Below are 21,274 nucleotides of genomic sequence, written 5' to 3' on the forward strand. Positions count from 1 at the left end.
TGTGAGTTCTGGCTGAATGTTGGCTGAATACGGAATCATCACACTGAAGATTGTCGTTCCATCTCCATAATCGCCCTTTCCAGCTGAGATTGTGGATGCTTCAGCATGTTACCGTGACCAACAGCTAGTAACGATGGATTGAAACTCGCCAGCTTTTTGGCGCTTTTCAGCGACAGTTCTTTATTCCAGGTAGCCAGTGCCGGAAAAGGAAACAGCGGCTTAAGCCTTCCCGATACCGCTATACCACCTCGGGTCTGGAAAGCGTCGCCTGCAATCAACGCGCGGGTACGAGTATCCAAAAATGCCATCGAGCCCGGCGTATGTCCTGGTGCGCTGATCGCCAACAGCGAACCGACATGATCCCCGTCCTCCAGTAAAACGTCAGGCTGGGTAAGGATATGCTTCGGCACATCGCCCCGAATAGGAGTATCCGGTTCTCCTGCCTCCAACGATACATCACCCTGTAGTAGCGGTGCGTCCCGCCTTGAAATGAATACTTGCGCGTCAGGATGCCTTGCCTTCAGCTTATCCAACGCACCCACATGATCCCCATGGGCATGGGTAAGTACAATTCGAATAATCGGCTGCCCGATCCGCGCCGCAGCCTGCTCTATACCACGGGTACTGTATGGCAATCCGGCATCTACTAAGGTGAGCCCCTCTTTCTCCTCCACCAAATAACAGTTCACCGGGAACAGCCGGGGCATAAACGTCAATTGATACAGATGCTGTACCTGAACAATACGCACTTCAGCTCATCTCCTTGTCTTTATTATAAACTAATTATATTAGTATTATAATTAATATAATTAGTTTTAAGCAACTGTTTTTGCTGCTATTCAGCCGGAGTTGGAGCTTGGAACTACTACGGGGACGATCACACTGAGAAAAACAGCAAAAAAGCATCCCCGGAGCTCTACCTCCGTGGATGCCTCTCAAAACAAGAATTAACTTCAGATACGAATCTTCCTGCACGCTCCCTTTGCCCAGTCTTGGGAATGGTGATATCGTGATGTCAGGAGATCCAGATATCATCGCAGAAACTTGGTACAACTTATACGAGAAAAAGCATAGCTTTGAAGAAACATTCCCAAAAGAAATGGATCCAACAACTTCACCGTAATTACAGCCGGATTGCCTCAGCAATAGGTGTACTGCCAGACACCAAATTAATTGAACGATGATACGTCTGCTGTTCCTCCAGCACTGCTATGACCGCTGCCGCCACATCTTCACGAGAAATGGTGTGGCTGGTGCGATCCTCACCAGTAGCAACTTTGCCGGTGCCCACATCATCCGTCAGGCCACCCGGACGAAGAATCGTGTAGTCCAGGTTGCTCGCTTCTAACAGGCGGTCAGCGTAATGCTTCGCCACATAATACGGTTTAATGGATTCGGGCCACTGCTCCCGTTTCTCCGCATGTAGGGCGCTGACCATAACGAAGCGTTGGATACCTGCTTGTTCGGCGGCTTCCATCGCCTTGACCGCTCCATCCAGGTCGATGAGCAGCGTTTTATCCGCTCCTGTTTTTCCACCGGAGCCTGCCGTGAATACGATAGCATCGCTACCTTTTATAGCTGCGGCAATTTCACCAACCGCCCCTTCGAGGTCAGATACCACCGTTTCTGCTCCCAAACGTTCAAGCGCTTCGGCCTGATCTGAATTGCGGATCAACGCCTTTACACGATGCGATTTATTTTGCCCCAGTAGACGAACAAGATGTCTGCCTACTTTTCCATTTGCACCAATCACCAGTACGTTCACTCATATCCCCCCTGTATTCAGAGTCTCTCATCTACATTATACAGATGTATTTTACCCTTCGGGTCTGCGACGCAACCATGTTAGCTGCATCAGGTTGAAATCAGACTTCTTTGGTCAGCTCACCATCTCGCTTTTGCTGCACACGCAGACCTGCCAAAAAGGTAGCCATCATCACCTCAATGCTCCGGTCCACCTCGACAGGCAAACCAAACCCGCCCTTTTGTTCAAGCGAGGCAAATCCATGAAGCAGGCTACGGAATCCCCTCGCTGCATGAATGCAATCTTCTTCCTTGAAGCCGTAACCACTGGACAGGACGGTAATGACCAGCTCGGCCACGCGATCCGCAGCCTGCCTCATTTCGGTATCATTTCGATCAGTTGCATACAGCATCGCTTCATACAAACCGGGTCGCTCGCGAGCATACCGCATATACGCCTTCCCCATAGCGGTTAGCGCATCTGCGCCCGCTCTACCAACTGCTGCGCTCATCAAAGCTTCCTCCAACTGTTCGAGACTGTGCAATGCCAGTACTTGGCGCAGTCCGTTCAATCCGTCCACGTGGTTATACAAAGACGGAGGGCGAATGTGCAACTTTTGCGCCAGCGTGGTGAGCGTGACATCCCCCATCCCTTGTTCATTGGCAATGTCCTCGGCAGCCCGCAGAATATCTTGCAGCTTTACTCCGTTTCTAGGCGACATCATCCTGCCTCCTTTCATCGAATTTCTATGTAATTCGGTTCCTTATACATATACAGAATCGATCCAGATTCTATTTTAACTAATCCTGTTAGTTTATACAAAGAAAATGCCGTTTACCGCAGCCAACCTGCATCGAATCTTTACAGAAGAGCATAGCAGTCATTACTGATATAATAAAAAAATAAGATCATAGAACGGATCTGATCCCTTCCTCGATCCCCTACAAAGGAGCTAGCTATAACTATGGAACCCAAGCCACTTCCAGCTATTGAATTCAACCACATCATCAAATATTTCACCGGGTCCGGACGGCAACGTGCTGTTCTGAACGGGATTACGGCAAAAGTTTCCCCCGGCAAAATCACCACGTTGGTCGGTCCATCGGGGTCTGGTAAAAGCACGTTGCTTTCACTGTGTAACCTCCTAATGACACCGGATGAAGGGGAAATCCGTGTCCTCGGCAAACCTATATCGGAGTGGGAGATCCCTGAACTGAGACGGAAAGTCGCATTGGTTTTTCAGGATGCCCCCATGCTTCAGGGAACTGTCCTGTACAATCTCCAAACCGTAGAACGGCTGCACGGTACAGTTCTGGATGATCCTGCCAGCCTGTTGGAACGCGTAGGGCTCACCCGCGACCTGTTGGAACAGAAGGCGCAGGAACTGTCTGGCGGACAAAGACAACGCTTGGCCTTGGCGCGGACGCTTGCGAACCGCCCGGATATTTTACTGCTGGATGAGATTACTTCTGCACTGGACCCTGCCTCGGTCAAAGAGGTTGAGGAACTGCTGCTACAAATGAACAAAGAAGAGGGAACAACGATGATCTGGATTACGCATCATATGGAACAAGCCCGCAGAGTAGGCCACGAAACATGGCTAATGATCGACGGAAGACTGATAGAACAAGCGGATACGGAGACGTTTTTTAATGCTCCGCAGCATAGTGAGACCCGCAAGTTTGTAGCAGGAGAATGGGTATGACGATTGTTGCCTTGATTCTCTCTCTCGGTTTTGTATTTATCGCCATCGTCATGTCCAAATCCTTCAAACTCGGTCTGGACCGAGACATGATCATCGCCACGATCAGAGCGTCCGTTCAATTGCTAGCGATTGGATACGTATTGCATTTGATTTTTGGGATGCAAAGCTACGGATTTATCGTATTATTCATTCTGCTCATGATTACCGTAGCCTCACAAAATGTTGCGCGCAAAGGACGATTTATCCCCGGTCTCATGTGGAAGTCATTCCTGACTTTGCTGTGTGTGGAAATCGTTACACAGACATTCCTTATTGGCCTGCATATCATTCCAGCGACAGCCCGATATATGATTCCGATTAGCGGTATGATCATTGGCAGCTCCATGATTTTGTCCAGTCTGCTGGTGTCCCGGCTCAAGTCGGAAGTCCTGCTGCGCAAGCCTGAAATCATGCTCATTCTGGCACTAGGCGGCACGCCTAGACAAGCCATCTTCCCTATACTCAAGGATTGCATACGTTCCAGTATGATTCCAACCATTGAGGGGCAGAAAACACTGGGGCTTGTCCAGCTTCCCGGCATGATGACCGGACAAATCATCGCAGGTGCCAATCCGATTGCCGCTGTGCGTTTGCAATTGCTCATCGTATTTACCACCATGACCTCTGCTATTTTGACCAGCGTGCTGCTCAGCCTGTTCATTTATCCGGCATTATTTAACCGCCAGCAACAACTGCACACCGAAGCATGGGAACGCTAATCAGGTGAATATCCCCAGTTATCTGCTATTTGGAAAAATAAAAGGGACATGTTTAATTCCTGACACAAAGGTTAATAGATACACGTACCCGCTTTACTAAAATTCGATGAGGAGTGATTGAACATGGCTAACAACAACCAAAATGGCAAAATGAGTCGCGAAGAAGCAGGACGTCTAGGTGGAGAAGCTACTGCTAAAAATCACGACAAAGAATTTTACCAAGAGATTGGCGAAAAAGGTGGCGAGGCCACTTCCAAAAATCATGGCAAGGACTTCTACCAGGAAATTGGTGAAAAAGGCGGCGAAGCCACTTCCAAAAACCATGACAAGGAATTCTATCAGGAAATCGGACGCAAGGGCGGCGAAGCCCGTGGCAATTCAGACCAAAGTGATAGCGACGGGAAAATGAGCAGGGAAGAAGCAGGCCGCAAAGGCGGCGAGGCTCGCGCCCGCCAGCGTAAAAATAATTGACAATAAAGCTATGCCGTCGGTGCAATCCTATGAAGAGGCACAGACTGCGTATAAACACAAAGTAAGTTGACGTTTATGTTATAAAAGCCTATCTGCCGGAAGAACGGCAGATAGGCTTTTTGTGTAAAAGTTACTTTCAACATCGGATCATACACCTTACAATATACATAAACAGGCTAAATAACCAATCATACATATTTTATTACAACTAAAAGAATGGATTATGGGGAGGTGCCCATGTTGATTACAAAAAATAAAACGGCTGCAACTATTTTAAAAATTATATTTTTTTCACTAATTTTCAGCTGGATTTATTATTATTCAGGTCATCACTCGACAGAAATCGCTAAGCTAGTTAAAACTACAGATGATTACTTGGTCATACAGAGAGATGCTTCTAACGGAGGTGTATATAAAGAATTATATATTTCCTCAAAATCCGCGATCCCTCCTCTGGTTATAGGCAAACAATATTATTTCGTGTCTGATCAAAGGTACTTTCAACACCCATATATCCGCTATGTAGAGGAGTAAAGCAGAACAAGAGAAAAAAACACATGCAACTCAAGTCAAATATTCCTGCATTCCGGCTGTTAAGATGGAGTCGAAAGGAGGGAACGCTCGTGTATGAATGGAACGAAATGGTTCAGCTTATGATCGATTGGATTGATAATAATCTTACTTCAGCACCTTCGTTGTTGAGAATGTCCAATCAGTTAGGCTACTCCCCTTACTACTGTACAAAACAGTTTCATTCCCTTACAAGAATAACGTTAAGGGATTATGTGTGGATGCGCCGGATTAGCCGTGCCGCGCTAGAACTCCGAGATGGCAATGTCCGCATCCTCGATGTTGCAATAAAGTATGGGTTTTCTTCACAGGAGGCTTTTACACGGGCATTTGTAAAAGCATTCGAGGTAACTCCGGCTGTATACCAGAAGGAGCCCCGACCTATTCCGTTAGCCATTCGCGTTGAGGTGTTCTCTCCTTATCATTACCATTTGAAGGAGCGGGATAAGATGGTTAAGGATCATTTGCAAGAAGCTGAAGTCAAAATCGAGCATATACCAGCACACAAATTTATTGGAATCTGGGATACTTCTTCTCGAAACTACGGTGATTTCTGGAGAAACGGTCACAATTGTGATGAAATTTGCGGAACATTGGAAAGCATGTCTCATCTCAAGCTTCCCGAACAATTGGGCCAAACTGCGGGCTGGTTCTATCAGGATGGTCAGAAGGGATATCTCTATGGAATACCGGTTGCCGCTGACTACGCCGGAGAGATTCCCGCAGGAATGAAGTGCCGGGACATCCCCGAATCAGATTACCTGGTGTTTTTCCACCCACCCTTCAATTATTTAAAAAACAATGGCGACGTTATGAGAATGGTGGAGGAGAAAGCTTGGAACTTTGACCCTAGCAGCCTGGGGTATGAATGGGATGAGGAAACAAAGCAAGATTATCAGCGGCATTTCCCGGAAGGATACGGCTACGCAGTGTTACGTCCAGTGAAAAAAGTGTAGAGTTAAAGAATTCCAAGAAGCCGCTACGATCAGGATGCTGTTCATCGTCTTGCTAAAGTCTGTTGAAAAATAATAACAGTTTATTACTGACGGGTTCCGTTTTGAGGTGCAATACACATCGAATTGACATTGTGGACACAATCCGATGTAAATACAGAATAAACCGATTAACTGAATCTTACAGTTGTCGGTTTATTCTTGATCAGCATTTTTAGTTTGCAAGTAACTATCAACGACGTTAACCCATTGTCCCCTTACCACTTCCGTTGTTTCCTGCGAATACAAACATAGTAGCAAACGGCTCACTCATGATAAAATATCCTGTTCTTTAATTCGTTCGACTTGACCATTACTCTACTCTTTAATTAACTTGCCTAGGTTGCGGGTACGATTCATCCAACCATCACCATCCCATCCAAATCATATATCGGGAGTATATCGTAAATCGAAAAGTCTGAAAGAATCCAGCGTCACTCAAATTGTGGAGGTATAGAATATGAGCTCTGTCTCAAAAATAGCTTGCATATCTATTTTAGGTCTTACTTTAGGTGCGGGACCAGCACAAGCTTCTTCGACACATATCATCGTTAATAATTCAATTGTATCCTCTGATGAAACTTACCAATCTCATGGGATTACCATGGTCCCATTAAACGCTGTTCAAAGTTTACCTGGTGTATCCATCACATGGAATAATAGCACCAAGACAGTCACAATAGATCGTAACGGTGAAAAAATACTATTAAAAGTTGGGCAAAAAATTGCAACGCTTGGTTCAAAAAATATAACCTTGCCTGTTGTCACTACATTGAAAAACGGACGGATTATGATCCCTCTCCGATTCATTGCTGATTCATCCAATGCGTATGTCTCCTGGAATCCAAAATCTCAGACGGCCTATGTAGCGAAAGCAAACAATGAAATAAAAAACAAATATACATCGGATAAGCTTAATGTATCCAGAGGAGCAGCAATCAAACTTCCCAAAGTTAGCAATTTAAAAGAATATACACCCAAAGGGTATGAAAATCTGAACACAGACTATTATTTTCCTGAAGGCAAATCAAATTCGTTTTTTATTCAGGAGATGGATGTTATTTCATACTATAAAATCAGCAACGATTGTAGTGAATTAATATGGACAGCACGTTTTGACTCAACCAAAAGGGAGAGCAGTGGTCTATCCTTTTTGCCTTATAAATTAGTGGAACAAGACGGCCAGAAACCTACAATTCAAGGGCGAATAACCCATTTTAATTTCATGGCCGCTGTTGGAGAAATCAGTTACAATCTCATTGACAATACTGGGAAAGAGATAAACTCAGGGCAAAAACCAGTTGATCCAACAAATTTCTTTTTTGATATCCCTGATGAACAAAAATGATCGAATTGACTTTGCATGCGTTCTTTTCCTCTTACATTAATAAAGACCAGAATCTAAGCTGGTACGTGGTAATAAATTGATACAATATTGGTTTGGAGGTATAGGCAATGAAATCTTTTCGTTTTTGGCTAGTCCTAATCTCGTGTCTAGTTATTACTGTAAATATTACGGAGCACGACGACTATAATATACTCTTGGCTGTCATTAGCCCGTTGGTTTGGATGTATGAATCATTTCGATTTGTGCGAGAAGCAGACATCCCCATAACCATTGTTTACTTCACTACAGTAGTTTTCTGGTATCTTATTGGGTACGTTCTGGATCGTTTGATTAGAAAATTGAAAAATTAAAATCACTTGAAATTATCTTCTAAATTGTCGTCTACTTTGTCAGGCTCAAACTCGACCGCTCTATTTTAAAACGATAATCATCAGACAGTGAAAGCATCTTATCTTCCCGTAGCAATTACGGTCAAACCCCCTCCTAGGACAACCAAGCAAGCCAACTTATTTCTTAGTGCTTTTTCAATTAATAACCCCCCTTTTTTATTGTGAATTTCACCATCTATTTCCAACGTATCACAAGAGCGTGATCTCAACTTAAAAAGATGCTATAAAACGCAGCATAACTTCTTGTAAAATCCCATTCATTTAAATCCAAGGTTATGCCTTTAATATAATTTTATTTTAACGTAAATACTCACTGAATACCTTTGTTACCTTATGTAATGTCGTCTTCCCATCCTGTAAACTAAGTTCCATCAAGCGATAATCGCTGGATCATAGAAAGGATGAGATATGTATGAGTTTGGATAATAGAGTTTTTGCGATACAAGCTGGTCTGGACGGACGTGTAAATGCAGTTATAGATCAAACCCTTGCCGAAAAGCGCCTGGTCGGCGCAGTCGTCATGATATATATGGATGGTTCACCCGTGTATGTCCGAGCGGCGGGGCTGGCTGATCGAGAAGAACAACGTCCTATGCATGAGGATGCTTTATTTCGGCTTTCTTCTGTATCCAAACCGATTGTATCTACTGCGGCTTTGGTTTTGGTAGCCCAAGGATTGATTAAGCTCGATGAATCTATTGAACGTTGGTTGCCCGATTTTCGCCCCCGATTAATCAGTGGTGAGCAGCCCTCCATTACAGTACGCCAATTGCTGACACATACTGCCGGGTTGACCTATGGCTTTTTAGAGGAAGAAGGCGGGGGTCCCTATCATCGTGCAGGCGTATCAGATGGCATGGATTTTTCAAATCTTACGCTGGAGGAGAACTTGCAACGTTTGGCTTCTGTGCCTCTGTTATATACACCGGGTAAAGCATGGGGATATTCGATTGCCACTGATGTGCTCGGCGCTATCATTAGCCGTGTATGTGGCACAACCCTTGATGCAGCTGTTAAAAAGCTCGTTACCGAACCTCTCGGTATGCACGACACCAGTTTCGCGGTCGCGGATGCCGGACGGCTTGCGGCTCCTTATGTCAATGATATATCAGAACCCCGGCGGATGCGTGAGCTTGAGGTTGCGCAGGTTTTTGAAGGCACTGCAGGACTTCGTTTTCAGCCTGCACGAGCCTTTGATCCCACGGCTTTCCACTCTGGTGGCTCTGGTATGATTGGCAGCGCAAAAGATTTCATGCGACTGTTGGAAACACTGCGAAACGGCGGCAATCCGTTACTTTCAGAGGAATGGGTCCGCGAAATGGGCACCATCCAGACCGGGAACCTTCCCTTGGCAGGCTGGCCGGGGCGGGGTTTTGGATTAGGATTCACCGTACTCCAAAATCCCGATGAAAGTGGGACAGCAGAATCACCCGGAACGTGGCGTCTCGGAGGAGCTTACGGTCATTCGTGGTTCGTTGATCCCGCACTAAGACTTAGTGTGGTCGCCTTTACCAATACAGCATTTGAAGGGATGTCAGGTCCGTTTACAACCGAGCTTTGCCAAGCCATTTACGGTAGCTCAAATAGGGTCTAATAAAGTGGGGGTTACATGTTTATGGTCTACAGGCGAGGACAGGACAATTAACGTGGTAGAGTGCCCGTGCTTTCCACACTCATCCCCGAACTGTTCCAGCTTGAGCATAGACTCAACCATGACTTTCAGTAAGTAATTTTGCTCGCCGCTGATTCTATGACATTCAATGACTTCAGGTGCAGATTGGCAAAACTCAACAAATGAATTGCATTGATTCGTATGCACGAGCACGTGAGCCATGATCGGTTTTCCAACTTTCTCATGTGAAACTATGGCACGATACCCAGTGATAATACCTTTATCCTCCATGCGCCGCACTCTTTCTGTTACGGCAGGCTGGGAAAGCCCAACCTCCTTTCCCAGCTCGGTCATGGAGATACGCGCTTGGTTTTGTAGACACAACAAAATTTTATGATCCACTTGATCCATCAAATCTATCTCCTTAAATCCAAGGTAATATTGCATAAATGCAATTATTATTATGCATTATTTCGGATATTGGCTTATTATTTTATGATTTAATGAAATATTATCATGCAAAATCAAGGACGTAAAGCAGGAAGAAATAGAGAGGGAATGAAACTAATGAAATATAGTAAGCCCCTGCTTTTTATTGCGCTTGGCCTATTCGGTGTATACACGATTGAGTTCGGTGTGGTTGGTATTTTGCCGGTCATCATTGAACGTTTTCATATTACGGCAGCTCAGGCTGGGTTTCTTGTCAGTTCATTTGCATTGATCATCGCGCTGTTCGGTCCCTTCATGGTGCTATTGTTGTCCAGGTTTAACCGCAAGCGAATCATGACAATGTCGTTGTTTGTTTTTGCCGTAACAAGCTTGCTGTCAGCCTATACATCCAACTTTTATCTACTAGTAATTTTACGTATCATTCCGGCTCTGTTTCACCCGGTGTATTTCTCGCTTGCCTTTGTCGCCGCCACTGCGTTGTATCCCCCGGAAAAAGCAACGCAAGCTTCCGCCAAAGCCTTTCTCGGCACGAGCATGGGAATGGTACTCGGTATTCCAATTACGGCCTATATCGCCAATCAAATTTCATACGAGGCCTCCTTCTGGTTTACTGCGGTAGCGAATGGGATTGCAGGAATTGGTATTTTATTCATGCTGCCGGATACACCACAAGCCGAAATGTTCTCCTATCGGAAGCAGCTTGGCATTTTGCGTAAAATACCGCTGTGGCTCAATATCGGGGCAGCTACTTTTATTTTTGCAGCCATGTTCTCGGTGTATAGCTATTCTGCCGAATATTTGGGGCAAAATACAGGGATGAGCAGCAATGTTATCAGTTTACTGCTTATTATTTTCGGCATCGGCGGAATGCTCGGCAATCTATTGGCTGGCAAGCTCATGGGCTTGCATAAGGTACGCACCGCTCTTTTCCATCCAGTAGTCTTGGGGGGCACCTATTTGCTGCTGTACGGGATCAGTTCTTCATTTATCCCTACGCTCTTCATCATTATTGTGTGGGGGGCCGTTCATACCAGCGGACTGATTGTCGCCCAGATTTGGGTGATTGATGAGGCCAAAGAAGCTCCCGCGTTTGCCAACAGTCTTTACATCTCGTTTATTAACCTGGGGGTTTCGCTGGGCTCGCTGGCAGGGGGATGGTTTATTGCCAGAGCCGGTATTGAGGGGACGCTGTGGAGCGGTTTGCTGTTCGCCATGCTGGCGATGGTATGTATCGGGACTAAAGTAATTTATCCACGTATTTTTCGAAAATATAAAAGGTTAGATGTGCAAAACTAAAGAGTTGCAAGAGGGCCAAGCCTGTTATCATAAAAAACCGGTTCAACACTTTGTATGGTGTTGAACCGGTTTTTGTTTAATGATTTATTCCTGCCTGTCGGATTGGATTAGAATGAAACATGCACTTCGTTGCGAATTAAATCAACGTATAACCACCATCCGGGAACAGCACGCTTCCGGTGGTAAACTTGTTCGCCATCAGATACAACACAGTATGTGCAATTTCCTCATTATACCCCCCCCGGTGTAAACAGATGGTCGAATGCTCCGACTTTTTCAAAAAACGCCTGAACCTCTTCCTCTATTTGATTATTAAGCACGTTGATTATGTAAATGCGTATTATTCTCAGCTACTCTATAGGGATTATATCATAACTATTTTAAAGGAATACTTATTTTTATTCAGATGGGCTTTCCTGCACTGAGCTTTTGCGATAGGATGTCGGCGACTGGCCCGACCAGCGCTTGAACTGTCTGCTAAAATGCGCAATATCCCCATAGCCGAGCATATCGGCAATTTGTTGCACCGACCATTGCGGATCAGCCAACAGCAACTTGGCCTCATGCAGCACAAGCCCGGATAGATATACACGGGGAGAAACGCCGAAAACACTACGGAATACACGATTACAATGGGATACGCTAATACCTAGCTCGGATGAAATCCCCTCGATCCCATCCTGTTTTTCCACCGAGCCAGCCTGCCCATAGGGCTGATTTACTCTGCCCTGAAGACGACTGGCAATCTGATGGGCAAGCTCTGCCTGCACATATCCACGCCCCGGCAGATGAGCGGCTTCGCTGGATACAGCCTCCCACAACGTTGCGAACAGTTCAAACACAGCAGATTGAATCCGCATTCGCTTTGCCACCGAATCACTACCAATTCCTATGTCTTCCGGCGTTGAAAGATCGAGCAACTTGCCCAGCGCTGGTCCCATCTGCCCTGCCACTGTGCCTTCAGCTGGAAACAGCACCTGCTCCAGACGACTCAGCAGCGAGAGAAACAGCTTATCATCAATGTCGAAATGCATACAAAAATACGTAAATCCCTCTCCGTTACTATGACTGGAGTGAACAATCCCCGGACGCAGCAGCACCAGATCACCCTGTCGCTGGGTATAGCTACGACCATCCACAACCATGATCTGTTCTCCCGCAAGCACGATGTTAATTTCATATTGAGGATGCTCGTGTGGCGGATAGCTCCAGTCTCTTCCCACACTTCGTGTATGAATGGCAAACAGATTGACTGTGGTCCGCACATCGGGAAAAAAGAATTCCTCTCCGGCAGCTGTAAGGTCCGGATGATGGGGACGCTTCGGTAAACGTGGTGACGACATGTTTTCCCTCCTGGCTTACTTACATGGATATACCCCAGTATATCGCTTTCAGCGCGATTTGGATAAATAGTTGAGCGATTTGACAATGGTTCCCCACCACATGACATGCTAGGCTCTAAGTGAAGTTAATCAAAGTTGAACTTTATCATGAAAGGGGTTTCATTATATGTCGAAAAATATATTTTATAACACACAGCATGCACCTATCGGTTCCTTTTCCAGCTTTACACTTGGGTTTAAGGGTAATCGCGGCGGACTTGGTTTGGAGCTGGGCAAGCCTGCCGACGAAAATGTATATATCGGGCTGCAATCCAGAGATGGCGAATCATACGAGGCGCTTCCCTTCTTTGCATCCACACAGGATGAAAGTGCCCGCTACGACGTGGAGAAAAAGGGTAAACGAACGGAACCGCAGCTTATGGCCTTTGCTGATTCCGACATTACCCGTGAGCTAAAAGTAGGAACGGATACATGGCAGGCGGGCGATTTGACGTTCCGGCTGTACTCTCCTGTTCGCCCGGTACCCGAGCCGGGAATTGCAGGTATGGATGAGCTGCGAGCAGCGTTGGTTCCGGCGGTATTCGCCGAGTTAACCGTCGATAACACGCAGGGGACTGCAGCGCGAAGAGCTTTTTTCGGCTATCAGGGCAGTGATCCGTATAGCGGCATACGCATTATAGGAAAAGATCCGCGCAGGGACGCCACGGATTCTACCCCATTGGAGGAAAGACTCACAGGCATCGGCCAAGGGCGCAGTACAGCCATTGTGACCAACAGCAGTGAAGCGGTACCTGCCAGCGGATTTGCAATGGAGAAGCTGCTTGGGGAGACCATGGCCGAGAATTTATCCTTTGGCCTGGGTACGACGGGTGCGCTCCTGATGGACGTTCCCGCAGGTGAGAAGCGCACATATGCCTTCGCCATATGCTTCTATCGCGGCGGCATTGTGACAACAGGCATCGAAGCGTCGTATTACTATACCCAGCTGTTCAAGGATATTGAGGACGTGGGAAACTATGCGTTGAAGCATTTTACAGACCTGACTGCAGCCTGTGTTCAGGCTAATCGCTGGATGGAGTCGGCAGACCTGAGCCCGGACCAGAAATTTATGCTCGCTCAGGCGATCCACAGCTACTACGGCAGTACTCAACTGCTGAGTCACCAAGCGGACGGAGAACCGATCTGGATTGTGAACGAAGGCGAGTATCGGATGATGAATACCCTCGATCTGACGGCGGATCAGCTTTATTATGAATTGATTTTGAATCCATGGACGGTACGCAACGAGCTGGAGTGGTTTGTCCAAAGGTACAGCTATCGGGATGAGGTACGCTTTCCGGGAGAGGAACAGACCTATCCCGGTGGTATCACGTTTACCCATGATATGGGCGTAGCCAACGTGTTCTCCCGGCAGGGATACTCCTGTTATGAGCTGGCAGGGATTGACGACTGCTTCTCTTACATGAGCCACGAGGAACTGGTGAACTGGCTTTGCTGCGCCACGGTATATATCGAGCAGACACAGGATCAGTCATTTACGACACGTATGCTACCTGTTTTGTGTGACTGCTTCGAAAGCATGCTACGACGGGATCACCCCGACCCGGCACAACGAAACGGCTTGATGGGCTTGGACAGCTCTAGAACCCGGGGAGGCGCGGAAATTACGACCTACGACAGTCTGGACGTATCTCTGGGTCAGTCCCGCAACAACATCTATCTGGGCAGCAAATGCTGGGCTGTATATGTTGCTCTGGAAAAGATATTTGCCTCAAAAGGGCTTAACTCCCTTTCACAGGAGGCTGGCTTACAGGCAGACAAATGCGCAGCAGCGATCACAGCACATATGACAGACAAGGGCTATATTCCAGCAGTTATTCAGGAAGGTAATGATTCGCAGATCATTCCTGCCATTGAGGGACTAATCTTTCCTTACTTTACAGGATGTGAGGCTGCGCTTAAGCCTGATGGACGGTTCGGTGGATATATCCAAGCACTGCGGCGCCATTTGGAAACTGTACTGGTACCGGGAGTTTGTCTGTTTGAAGACGGAGGCTGGAAGCTGTCCTCGACCAGTAACAACTCCTGGCTGAGCAAAATCTATCTGTCACAGTTTATTGCCCGCGAGCTGCTGGAACTGCCTTGGGAAGAAGCTGGGCAGGCCGCAGACGCTGCCCACGTCTCATGGCTCCTTCACCCTGAAGAATCCTATTGGTGCTGGAGCGATCAGATACTCTCGGGCATTGCCCATGGCAGTAAATATTATCCGCGCGGAGTTACCGCTATTTTGTGGCTGTATGAAGGCAACGGCAACCGTCTGACTCTCCCAGAGCATATGAGTCAGGATCAGAAACAGCATGTCTGAGGATCATCTTCACCTGCCCAAAAGGAGGCTCCAATATGAGCAAGCTTATGGATATGCCAAAAGAAAGCGGCTATGCGGCTTGGCTGCATTACAGCCGCAATAGTAAGGTACAAAAGCTGCCCGCTTGGTGCAGGGTCATCGTGGTCCATGAGACAGATGAAGTGCTTCAATCGGCTGCGAGTGAGCTTCAGCACGGATTGACCTCCATGTTTGGACAGCAGCCGAAAATCAGCACCGTTCCTGTAAATGCGCCATTCATTGCGCTAGGTACGTTCCCAACGCATCCTTTGGTCGCAGAACGATTCAGTGCGGCGGAACAGGCAGAAGTGGGCGCGGAAGGCTACCGAATTCGCGGGCTAGAGATGCCAGATCCGGCATATTCAGCTTTGCACAGTAACGATGAGTTCAAAGGACCGTACGTTATAGTCGCGGGGCAGACCTCCAAAGGCGTATTGTATGGAGTCTTTCATCTGATGCGCTACCTTCAAGGAGGATTAGACGGCAAACTGAAACCCGCCGCCGAGGAATCATTGCACGCCCCCCTTCTAGACCTATTGTCTAATCCAGCTAATCCCATCCGTATGATCAACCACTGGGATAACATGGATGGTAGTATTGAACGCGGGTATGCGGGTGGGTCCATTTTCTACGACAATAATGCCTTTACTGCAAATATGGAGCGCCTGCGAGACTATGCCCGTCTACTCGCTTCTGTAGGCATTCAAGCGCTATCCATTAACAATGTGAATGTCCATCAGGTAGAAACCGAGCTGATTACAGATAAATTCCTACCGGATGTGGCCAAAGTAGCTGCGGTATTCCGCGCCTATGGCATACAGATCTACTTGAGCATTAACTATGCCAGTCCTATTCAGCTCGGCGGGTTAACTACAGCCGATCCCTTGGAACCAGCTGTAGCTGAATGGTGGCAGACCAAAGCCCAGGAAGTTTACGCCGCCGTTCCTGATCTGGGTGGTTTTGTGGTCAAAGCCGATTCCGAAAATCGGCCCGGACCGTTCAGCTACGGGCGCCATCACGCCGATGGAGCCAATATGCTGGCAGATGCGTTGCAGCCCTATGGCGGACGTGTGATTTGGCGCTGCTTTGTCTACAACTGCAAGCAGGACTGGCGCGATCGCAAGACGGATCGAGCTCGCGCAGCCTTTGACCATTTTAAACCACTGGATGGGCTGTTTCGGGAAAATGTCATTTTACAGATCAAAAATGGCCCCATGGATTTTCAGGTGCGGGAGCCTGTCTCCCCCCTGTTCGGTGCGCTGGAATCCACTCAGGTACTGCTGGAATTTCAAATTGCGCAAGAGTATACCGGCCAACAGAAGCATCTATGTTACCTTGTTCCGCAATGGAAGGAAATATTGGATTTTGATACCTACGCCCAAGGAAAAGGCTCCACCATCAAGCGTATTGTGAGTGGCGCCCTGCATTCTCCCAAACCTACCAACTATGGAATAGCCGCTGTATCCAATATTGGTGCAGACACCAATTGGACCGGACATTTGCTCGCCCAGTCCAATCTTTATGGCTATGGTCGACTAGCATGGGACCCGGAGCTGTCTGCGGAAGAAATCGCTGATGAGTGGGTTCGGCTGACGTTTGGCAGACAAGGGAATAGCGAAGGCGACCCAGATTTAATTTCTACTATTAAGCAGATGCTGCTCAATTCATGGAATATCTACGAATCCTACACCGCCCCTCTGGGGGTCGGCTGGATGGTCAGTCCCGATCACCACTATGGGCCGGATGTAGACGGGTACGAATATTCCAAGTGGGGAACCTACCATTTTGCTGATTGCCGAGGGATTGGAGTAGATCGCACGACCACAACCGGGACCGGCTATGCAGGACAATATTTTGCTCCCCATGCCGATATCTACGAATCTACGGACACCTGTCCGGATGAGCTGCTCTTATTCTTTCACCATGTTCCTTATACACACTTGCTCCATTCCGGCCAAACTATCATACAGCACATTTATGATACCCATTTTGAAGGTGCAGAACGTGCGGCCCATCTTCGAGACACATGGGTTAGTCTACGAGGGCAGCTGAATGATACCATGTATGAACAGGTGCTGGAGCGGCTGGAGCATCAGGCAGAGCATGCCAAAGAATGGCGGGATCGGATCAATACGTATTTCTACCGTAAAAGCGGCATTGCCGACCAGAAGGATCGCTCTATTTATTAAGCAGGCTGTCTCGGCAATACTTTCCATACAGACTGGAACAAGACTTTTATACGCTTAGGTTCATTTTCTCCTATACTGGCTTGGCTATCCGCACATCACTAAAGGGCATGCGTCTCCTCAGACCTATGCCTTATTTTTTTGCCTGTAGACTTTTAGGCACACGGTTGCTTACGTAAAATGTCATATTTGTCCACCTTGAGTGCGCAATAAATTCTTCTTTTTATGCAACCGCTTGCTTTATACTATTTTTGTAGACGTTTACAAAATGTTGTCGAATTAGACTATGCTTTGGGGAGGATGATCGGTTTGACCTTGTATCGAAGTCTATGGAAAAAAGGGTGTATGCTTCTACTAAGCCTTGTGCTGTCTCTGACTGCCTTCATTGGCTCACCCTCTAATACGGCGAGCGCAGCGGTTGCAGATGATTTTCAGGCTTCCGTCATGGGACCGCTGGCGAAAATCAATGACTGGGGTTCCTTTAAAAAGCAGCTACAAACGTTGAAAAACAATGGCGTGTATGCCATCACTACCGACGTCTGGTGGGGCTATGTGGAGAGCGCAGGAGATAACCAGTTCGATTGGAGCTACTACAAGACCTATGCAAATGCCGTGAAAGAAGCGGGACTGAAGTGGGTTCCTATTATCTCTACGCATAAGTGTGGAGGAAATGTGGGAGATGACTGTAACATCCCACTGCCAAGCTGGCTGCCGAGCAAGGGCAGTGCAGATGAAATGCAATTCAAGGACGAAAGCGGCTATGCCAATAGTGAAGCCCTCTCCCCATTGTGGAGCGGAACCGGTAAACAATATGACGAGCTGTATGCCTCATTCGCTGAAAACTTTGCCGGATATAAAAGTATCATTCCCAAAATTTATTTGAGCGGCGGTCCTTCTGGGGAATTGCGCTATCCGTCCTACTATCCAGCAGCAGGGTGGAGCTACCCGGGACGAGGCAAGTTCCAAGCTTATACTGAAACAGCCAAAAATGCATTCCGCACAGCTATGAATGACAAGTACGGATCATTGGAGAAGATTAATGCTGCTTGGGGCACCAAACTTACCAGCCTTAGCCAAATCAATCCACCGACCGATGGGGACGGATTTTACACGAACGGCGGATATAATTCCACATATGGAAAGGATTTTCTGTCGTGGTACCAAAGTGTACTTGAGAAGCATTTAGGTGTCATCGGAGCAGCGGCCCACAAAAACTTCGATTCTGTGTTTGGTGTCCGGATCGGGGCCAAAGTTTCCGGTCTGCACTGGCAAATGAACAATCCTGCTATGCCGCACAGCACAGAACAAGCAGGTGGATATTATGATTACAACCGTCTCATTCAGAAATTCAAGGATGCCGATCTAGACCTGACATTCACTTGCCTGGAGATGACTGACAGTGGCTCAGCACCGAATTATTCGTTGCCGTCCACCCTGGTTGATACCGTCTCCTCCATCGCGAATGCCAAGGGTGTTCGCCTGAATGGTGAAAATGCACTTCCGACAGGCGGCAGCGGCTTCCAAAAAATCGAGGAGAAAATCACGAAGTTCGGTTATAACGGCTTTACACTTTTACGCCTCAACAATCTCGTCAACAATGATGGCTCACCAACCGGTGAGTTGAGTGGATTCAAACAATATATCATCAGCAAAGCCAAGCCTGACAATAATGGCGGTACAGGCAACAAAGTAACGATATACTACAAAAAAGGCTTTAACTCACCTTACATTCACTATCGTCCGGCTGGCGGAAGCTGGACTGCAGCGCCAGGTGTGAAAATGCAGGATGCCGAAATTAGCGGCTATGCTAAAATTACCGTCGATATCGGTTCTGCCTCCCAATTGGAGGCCGCTTTTAATGACGGCAATAACAACTGGGACAGCAACAACACCAAAAACTACTCCTTCAGCACGGGCACTTCTACGTACACGCCCGGTAACAGCGGCAATGCGGGAACGATCACATCTGGCGCTCCAGCGGGTACGATTCCCGGGGATGGCGGCGGTACAACTAACAAGGTAACGGTATACTACAAAAAAGGCTTTAACCCGCCTTACATTCACTACCGCCCAGCTAACGGAAACTGGACTGCCGTACCCGGTGTGAAAATGCAGGATGCCGAGATTAGCGGCTATGCCAAAATTACCGTCGATATCGGTTCTGCCTCCCAATTGGAAGCTGCTTTTAATGACGGCAATAACAGTTGGGACAGCAATAACTCGAAGAACTACCTTTTCAGCACTGGAACTTCTACCTACACACCCGGCTTGAACGGGGCTGCAGGATCTATCCGAACGGGGGCACCTTCGGGGGGCGTCCTCAGCGTAGGGGCTTCTACCTACGCAACCGACCTCAACGAAGTGGCAGGACTTATCCCAACAGAAAAACTTTCGGGTGTATCTTTAAACGTAAGTACTTCTACCTATGCACCCAACTCTAACGGAGTTGAAGTACCTGCTCAAACGGAGGCGCCTTTAGGCGCCTTCACTCCTATAGATCCGGGTACCCTTTCCAAGCCCACTCCCCTCAACGTAGACTGGAGCGAACAAAGCATTTATTTTATCATGACAGACCGATTTAGCAACGGAGATCCGTCCAACGATAACTACGGTGGCTTCAATTCCAACAACAGCGATCAACGCAAGTGGCATGGTGGCGATTTTCAAGGTATTATTAACAAACTCGACTACATTAAAAATATGGGGTTTACCGCGATCTGGATTACCCCAGTAACGATGCAAAGAAGTGAATACGCTTACCACGGCTATCATACGTATGATTTTTATGCGGTAGACGGGCATCTCGGTACAATGGACAAGTTCAAAGAGCTGGTTGGTAAGGCACATGACAAAAATATCGCTGTGATGCTGGACGTCGTCGTGAATCACACAGGTGATTTCCAACCGGGGAACGGCATCGCCAAGGCTCCTTTTGATAAAACAGATTGGTATCATCACAATGGTGAAATTACAGGTGGGGACTACAACTCTAACAACCAATGGAAAATTGAAAACGGTGATGTGGCTGGACTGGATGACCTAAATCATGAAAACCCCGCTACCGCAAACGAGCTTAAAAACTGGATCAAGTGGCTGCTGAATGAGACAGGCATCGATGGGCTGCGGTTGGATACCGCCAAGCATGTACCGAAGGGTTTTCTAAAGGATTTTGACCAAGCCGCCAATACCTTCACCATGGGTGAAATTTTCCATGGCGACCCTGCTTATGTGGGGGATTACACCCGATATCTCGATGCCGCATTAGATTTTCCGATGTATTATACAATCAAGGATGTGTTCGGACACGATCAATCCATGAGAAAAATCAAGGAACGCTACTCCGATGATCGTTACTATCGCGATGCCCAGACCAACGGTGTATTTATTGACAATCATGATGTAAAACGTTTCCTGAATGACGCCTCCGGCAAGCCAGGTGCTAACTATGACAAATGGCCACAGCTCAAAACTGCTTTGGGCTTTACTCTGACGTCACGCGGAATTCCAATCATCTACCAAGGCACTGAGCAAGGCTTTAATGGCGGAGATGATCCCGGCAATCGGGAGAATATGGCTTTCAACTCCAACCATGACCTGTATCAGTACATCGCTAAGCTGAACAATGTGCGCAACAACCACCCTGCTCTGCAAAACGGCAGCCAAAAGGAAAAATGGGTGGACGACTCCTTTTACAGTTTTCAGCGCTCTAAAAACGGTGACGAGGCCATCGTATTTATCAACAACTCCTGGAATAGTCAAACCCGCACGATTGGCAACTTCGATAATCTGTCCAACGGAACCCGCCTGACCAACCAGCTAAGCAACGACTCCGTTCAGATTAACAATGGTTCAATCACCGTGACTCTCGCTCCAAAGGAAGTTAAAATTTTCACCAAGTAAACAGCGTTATTCAGTTACACTGGTTATTCAGATGTGCTAAAATAAATGATAGAAGGATATACTAAAAAAGAGCAAGGATGCTGGTAACATCCCTACTCTTGGCAACAGCCGCTTTGAAGAGCGGTCG

The 21,274-nt window shown here is 47.3% G+C and carries 16 protein-coding genes and 1 pseudogene; 11 read left to right on the plus strand and 6 right to left on the minus strand.

The genetic code is table 11. The annotated features are described in order from the left end of the window. Nucleotides 1–38: 38 nt before the first annotated feature. From MKY35_RS25140 to MKY35_RS25150, 3 genes are all read right to left on the minus strand, one after another. Nucleotides 39–749 (minus strand): MBL fold metallo-hydrolase, encoded by a 711-nt coding sequence (locus tag MKY35_RS25140; RefSeq protein WP_342445123.1) that lies wholly within the window; start codon nt 747–749, stop codon nt 39–41. Between the two features lie 374 nt (nt 750–1,123). Further along, a complete protein-coding gene (locus MKY35_RS25145) occupies nt 1,124–1,765 on the minus strand; it encodes an SDR family oxidoreductase (protein ID WP_342445124.1) in 642 nt (213 codons plus the stop codon). A gap of 100 nt (nt 1,766–1,865) precedes the next feature. Further along, entirely contained in the window at nt 1,866–2,465 is a 600-nt protein-coding gene (locus tag MKY35_RS25150; protein ID WP_342446707.1) for a WHG domain-containing protein, read from the minus strand. A gap of 243 nt (nt 2,466–2,708) precedes the next feature. Here MKY35_RS25150 and MKY35_RS25155 point away from each other — a divergent pair, with 243 nt between their 5' ends. The 7 genes from MKY35_RS25155 to MKY35_RS25185 all read left to right on the plus strand — a co-directional run bounded on the left by MKY35_RS25155 (nt 2,709) and on the right by MKY35_RS25185 (nt 9,571). Continuing rightward, nucleotides 2,709–3,449, plus strand: coding sequence for a phosphate ABC transporter ATP-binding protein (locus tag MKY35_RS25155; protein WP_342445125.1), 741 nt, complete (start codon nt 2,709–2,711; stop codon nt 3,447–3,449). Then, on the plus strand, nt 3,446–4,207 hold the full coding sequence (gene fetB / locus MKY35_RS25160; RefSeq protein WP_029518725.1) for an iron export ABC transporter permease subunit FetB: 762 nt from the start codon (nt 3,446–3,448) through the stop codon (nt 4,205–4,207). Before MKY35_RS25155 ends, fetB begins: the two co-directional genes overlap by 4 nt. A 123-nt stretch (nt 4,208–4,330) precedes the next feature. Then, a complete protein-coding gene (locus MKY35_RS25165; protein WP_029518726.1) occupies nt 4,331–4,678 on the plus strand; it encodes a general stress protein in 348 nt (115 codons plus the stop codon). 237 nt (nt 4,679–4,915) lie between these two features. Next, nucleotides 4,916–5,212 (plus strand): hypothetical protein, encoded by a 297-nt coding sequence (locus MKY35_RS25170; protein ID WP_342445126.1) that lies wholly within the window; start codon nt 4,916–4,918, stop codon nt 5,210–5,212. Nucleotides 5,213–5,301: 89 nt separating this feature from the next. After that, on the plus strand, nt 5,302–6,204 hold the full coding sequence (locus MKY35_RS25175) for an AraC family transcriptional regulator (protein WP_342445127.1): 903 nt from the start codon (nt 5,302–5,304) through the stop codon (nt 6,202–6,204). Between the two features lie 496 nt (nt 6,205–6,700). Further along, on the plus strand, nt 6,701–7,588 hold the full coding sequence (locus MKY35_RS25180) for a copper amine oxidase N-terminal domain-containing protein (RefSeq protein WP_342445128.1): 888 nt from the start codon (nt 6,701–6,703) through the stop codon (nt 7,586–7,588). A gap of 801 nt (nt 7,589–8,389) precedes the next feature. Further along, nucleotides 8,390–9,571 (plus strand): serine hydrolase domain-containing protein, encoded by a 1,182-nt coding sequence (locus MKY35_RS25185; protein WP_342445129.1) that lies wholly within the window; start codon nt 8,390–8,392, stop codon nt 9,569–9,571. Here the strand turns inward: MKY35_RS25185 and MKY35_RS25190 are convergent. Further along, complete coding sequence (locus MKY35_RS25190; RefSeq protein WP_023990936.1) at nt 9,557–10,000, minus strand: Lrp/AsnC family transcriptional regulator; 444 nt, start codon at nt 9,998–10,000, stop codon at nt 9,557–9,559. The genes MKY35_RS25185 and MKY35_RS25190 overlap by 15 nt on opposite strands. 156 nt (nt 10,001–10,156) lie before the next feature. Between MKY35_RS25190 and MKY35_RS25195 the strand changes: the two genes are divergently transcribed. After that, nucleotides 10,157–11,335: an MFS transporter gene (locus MKY35_RS25195; protein WP_342445130.1), complete on the plus strand. Its 1,179-nt coding sequence runs from the start codon at nt 10,157–10,159 to the stop codon at nt 11,333–11,335. Between the two features lie 136 nt (nt 11,336–11,471). On the opposite strand, the pseudogene MKY35_RS25200 reads toward MKY35_RS25195, so the two are convergent. Both MKY35_RS25200 and MKY35_RS25205 read right to left on the minus strand, forming a co-directional pair. Further along, nucleotides 11,472–11,585 (minus strand): annotated as a pseudogene (locus MKY35_RS25200) (dehydrogenase); the annotation flags it as partial. A 148-nt stretch (nt 11,586–11,733) separates the two neighbouring features. Then, nucleotides 11,734–12,678 carry an AraC family transcriptional regulator gene (locus tag MKY35_RS25205; RefSeq protein ID WP_209947625.1) on the minus strand — a complete coding sequence of 315 codons (945 nt, stop codon included), beginning with the start codon at nt 12,676–12,678 and terminating at the stop codon, nt 11,734–11,736. Nucleotides 12,679–12,844: 166 nt separating this feature from the next. Here MKY35_RS25205 and MKY35_RS25210 point away from each other — a divergent pair, with 166 nt between their 5' ends. From MKY35_RS25210 to MKY35_RS25220, 3 genes are all read left to right on the plus strand, one after another. After that, nucleotides 12,845–15,043 carry a glycoside hydrolase family 52 protein gene (locus MKY35_RS25210; RefSeq protein WP_342445131.1) on the plus strand — a complete coding sequence of 733 codons (2,199 nt, stop codon included), beginning with the start codon at nt 12,845–12,847 and terminating at the stop codon, nt 15,041–15,043. A 35-nt stretch (nt 15,044–15,078) separates the two neighbouring features. Next, nucleotides 15,079–17,250, plus strand: a complete 2,172-nt coding sequence (locus tag MKY35_RS25215; RefSeq protein WP_342445132.1) for an alpha-glucuronidase family glycosyl hydrolase — start codon at nt 15,079–15,081, stop codon at nt 17,248–17,250. Nucleotides 17,251–17,556: 306 nt separating this feature from the next. Continuing rightward, nucleotides 17,557–21,147, plus strand: coding sequence for a family 14 glycosylhydrolase (locus MKY35_RS25220; RefSeq protein ID WP_342445133.1), 3,591 nt, complete (start codon nt 17,557–17,559; stop codon nt 21,145–21,147). Nucleotides 21,148–21,274 lie beyond the last annotated feature (127 nt).

This window comes from Paenibacillus sp. FSL L8-0638 (genome assembly GCF_038593075.1).
GTDB lineage: Bacteria > Bacillota > Bacilli > Paenibacillales > Paenibacillaceae > Paenibacillus > Paenibacillus polymyxa_D.